Origin of the sequence: Phenylobacterium sp. (assembly GCF_037138395.1) — a bacterium.
Taxonomy (GTDB): domain Bacteria; phylum Pseudomonadota; class Alphaproteobacteria; order Caulobacterales; family Caulobacteraceae; genus Phenylobacterium.
Genome location: NZ_JBAXIM010000210.1, coordinates 1 through 3312, shown reverse-complemented (window position 1 = coordinate 3312; position 3312 = coordinate 1). Strand labels below are relative to the sequence as shown.

At 70.2% G+C, this 3312-nt stretch carries 3 protein-coding genes; 1 reads left to right on the top strand and 2 read right to left on the bottom strand.

The window, feature by feature from the left end; translation table 11 throughout:
- Positions 1–152 precede the first annotated feature (152 nt).
- Together glk and pyk are read right to left on the bottom strand one after the other, a co-directional pair.
- Positions 153–1118 carry a glucokinase gene (gene glk, locus WCJ52_RS12315; RefSeq protein WP_336903605.1) on the bottom strand — a complete coding sequence of 322 codons (966 nt, stop codon included), beginning with the start codon at positions 1116–1118 and terminating at the stop codon, positions 153–155.
- A gap of 109 nt (positions 1119–1227) precedes the next feature.
- Positions 1228–2649, bottom strand: a complete 1422-nt coding sequence (gene pyk / locus WCJ52_RS12310; protein ID WP_336903604.1) for a pyruvate kinase — start codon at positions 2647–2649, stop codon at positions 1228–1230.
- A gap of 122 nt (positions 2650–2771) precedes the next feature.
- Between pyk and WCJ52_RS12305 the strand changes: the two genes are divergently transcribed.
- On the top strand, positions 2772–3206 hold the full coding sequence (locus tag WCJ52_RS12305) for a GNAT family N-acetyltransferase (protein ID WP_336903603.1): 435 nt from the start codon (positions 2772–2774) through the stop codon (positions 3204–3206).
- Positions 3207–3312 lie beyond the last annotated feature (106 nt).

Genomic DNA, 3312 nt, shown 5'->3' with positions numbered 1-3312 from the left:
CAGCTGAGCCGCCGTTGACCCCCTCACCGGGCTTTGCCCGGAGCTCCCCCTGAGGTGGAGCCATGGCTTTCTAATTCCTCCCCCCAGGGGGAGGTGGCCCGGAGCGTCAGCCCCGGGACGGGGGGTCTACGGCGGCCGACGGAGACCTGGGATCAGCGCAGGCTGGCGACCGGGCGCTTCAGGGCGCGGGCGGCGCCCACCAGGGCGGCGTAGGGATGCTGGATCAGGGTGGTCGGGATCTCGGCCATGAAGGCGCTCATCCGGCCCTTGGCCTCGAACCGGCTCCGGAAGCTGCCGCCTGCCAGCCGGTCGGCCATGCGTGGGGCCAGTCCGCCGGAGATGAACACACCGCCCCGGGCACCGAAGGTCAGGGCCAGGTCCCCCGCCACCGAGCCGAGGATGGCGCAGAAGCGGTCCAGGGTCTCGTTCGCCAGGGCGTCGCCCGTTTCGGCAGCGGCGGTCACGGCCGCCTCATCCACCAGGACCGGCGCCGCACCGCGAATCTCGGCCAGGGCGGAATAGAGGTTGTGGAGGCCAGGACCCGACAGGATGCGCTCGATGGAGGTCCGTCCGAACCTCTGGTTCAGGATCCGCAGGATCTCCATCTCGGTGTCATCGGAGGGGGCGAAGGCACCGTGCCCGCCCTCGCCGGCGACCTCGACGTCGCCCCGGTTGGAGCGGGCCAGGCCAGCCACGCCAAATCCGGTGCCGGCGCCCATCACCACCAGGGGGGCAAGGTCCGCGCCGCGGAGGTCGGGACCAATGCGCCTCAGGGTGTCGGCCGGCAGGAGAGGGGCGGCCAGGGCCTGGGCGGCGAAGTCATTGATCAGCCGGACGGACTCGAACTCGAAGGCGACGAAGATCTCGCCCTCCGAGGCCCGCCAGCTGTTGTTCGTGAACTGGATCTCCCCATCCACGACGGGCCCCGCCACCGCCAGCACAGCGCGCTCTGGCCGTCTCCGCCCCAGGGTCTTTTCCAGATAGCTGCCAATCACCTCTGTCAGGGACGGATAGTGGCGCTCCTCGAAGGTGACGGGATGGCGGATGTGGCCTTCTTCATCGACCAGGGCCAGCCTTGCGTGGGTGCCGCCGATGTCGCCGACCAGCCCGGTGTACACGTTTTTCAAGCTTTTTACCCCGCAGGCGCAGGCAGGCTCGGGTCCAGCGTGCGGCGCGGGGAATAGCCCATACCGCAGCGCCTTGCACGTCTTCCTTTTGGGTCTGGCCTCAGCGCCTCAGGGGGGCGTGGGCGATGCGCAGTATGTTGGCCGCGCCTGGGGATCCCATGGGCAGGCCGGCCAGGATCAGGACCCGGTGTCCGGGGGGGCACAGGCCCGCCGCCAGGGCCTGTTCCACCGCCACCCGCGCCAGGTCCTCGGGATCAGTGATGGGGTCCACGACCCGGGCCTCGACGCCCCAGGCCAGGGCCAGGCGCCGGGCGGTGGCCAGGCGGGTGGTCAGGGCCAGGGTGGGCTGGAGGGGACGTTCCCGCGACAGGCGCAGGGCGGTCTGGCCGGTGGTGGTGAAGGCGGCCAGGCAGCCTGTGGAGGCGGAATCGGCAGCCCGCCGGGCGGCGGCGACCAGGGCGTCGGCGTCGGCGTCCTCCACCGGGTATTCGGCGGCCATCAGCCCGGGCCAGCGCGGGTCGCGCTCCACCCGCGCCAGGATGCGGTCCATCATGGTCACCGCCTCCAGGGGGTATTCGCCGGCGGCGGTCTCGGCCGACAGCATGACGGCATCAGCGCCCTCGTAGACGGCGGCGGCCACGTCCGAGGCTTCGGCCCGGGTGGGTGTCGGCGAGTGGATCATGGACTCCAGCATCTGGGTGGCCACGATGACGGGGATGCCCCGCATCCGCGCGGCGCGGACCAGGGTTTTCTGGACCACCGGCACATCCTCGGGCGCCAGTTCGACGCCCAGGTCGCCCCGGGCCACCATGACCGCCTCGGACAGGTCCAGGATCTCGTCCAGGGCCTCCAGGGCGGCGGGCTTCTCGATCTTGGCCAGGACGCCGGCCCGGCCCAGGACGATCTGCCTCAGCTCGGCCATGTCCGCGGCGCGCTGGACGAAGGACAGGGCCACCCAGTCCACGCCCTGGGCCAGGGCGAAGTCGAGGTCGATCCGGTCCTTCTCGGTCAGGGCGGGAATGGGAATGGCCAGGCCCGGCAGGTTCAGGCCCTTGTGGTCGGACAGGATATCGCCGCTGATCACCTCGGTCTCGGCGAAGTCCTGGCCGAAGCGGACGACCTTCAGCCGGACCTTGCCGTCGTCCAGAAGCACATCGGCCCCGGTCCGCAGGGCGGCAAAGATCTCGGGGTGGGGCACGCAGACCCGGCGGGAATCCCCTGGCGCCGGGTCACGGTCGAGACGAAAGGCCTGGCCCCGGGTCAGCTCCACCCGCCCGCCGAGGAATTCGCCCAACCGGATCTTCGGCCCCTGGAGGTCCGCCAGCACCGCCAGCGGACGCCCCACCTCGGCCTCTGCGGCCCGCACCCGGACGATGGCCGTGGCGTGGTCCGCATGCTCGCCATGGCTGAAGTTCACCCGGAAGACGTCGGCCCCCGCCCGGGCCAGGGCGACGATCTGCTCCGGCTTTCGGGTCGCCGGTCCAAGGGTGGCGACAATGCGGGCTCTGCGGGCGCGAATCATGGGGGATCCTGGTCTGGGTCGCCCACACTCTTAGCCCTAAACTTTGAAGGGGGTTTAACGGTGGTGGCCGGTAGGGCTCGACAGGAATAGCCATTCAAGACTTTCGACGTGGGAGGGCCGATATGACGCTCGACGGGATCAGGTTCCTGCCGCCTGCTGGCGGTGACGAAACCTTCTGGCGAATCCTGGCCGCCGCTGTCGGGGACCCCACCAGCGAGAAGATGGCGAAGGTCCGCGCTACCTACCGGGACGAACCGGGTCGGGGACGGGTTGAGGCGAACGTCGGCGGAGTTCAGGTGGCGGCGGCAGGTTTTCGACAGGATCAGGAAGGGGTTGAAATCACCCACATCGCCGTGGCGCCCGGGCACCAGAACTCCGGGTACGGACGAGCGCTCATAGAGGCGATTTCCAGGGCTCATCCGAGCCTGCCGATTCACGCTGAAACGCACATCGGAGCGACAGGTTTCTATCTCAGGCTTGGCTTTGCCGTGGAGGCGCTGCCGTCCAAGGCGGGATGGGAACCCCGGTTCAGGTGTCTTCGGATCGCAGGCGTCTGACCCGGGTGCAGAAGTCCCCGCCCAGGGCCGGGTCCCGGGTCGGAGGAGGTCAGCTGAGCCGCCGTTGACCCCCTCACCGGGCTTCGCCCGGAGCTCCCCCTTGGGG

Coding starts and splice junctions, on each gene's coding strand:
- pyk (WP_336903604.1), bottom strand. CDS start 2,649: ATGATTCGCGCCCGCAGAGCCCGCATTGTCGCCACCCTTGGACCGGCG.
- WCJ52_RS12305 (WP_336903603.1), top strand. CDS start 2,772: ATGACGCTCGACGGGATCAGGTTCCTGCCGCCTGCTGGCGGTGACGAA.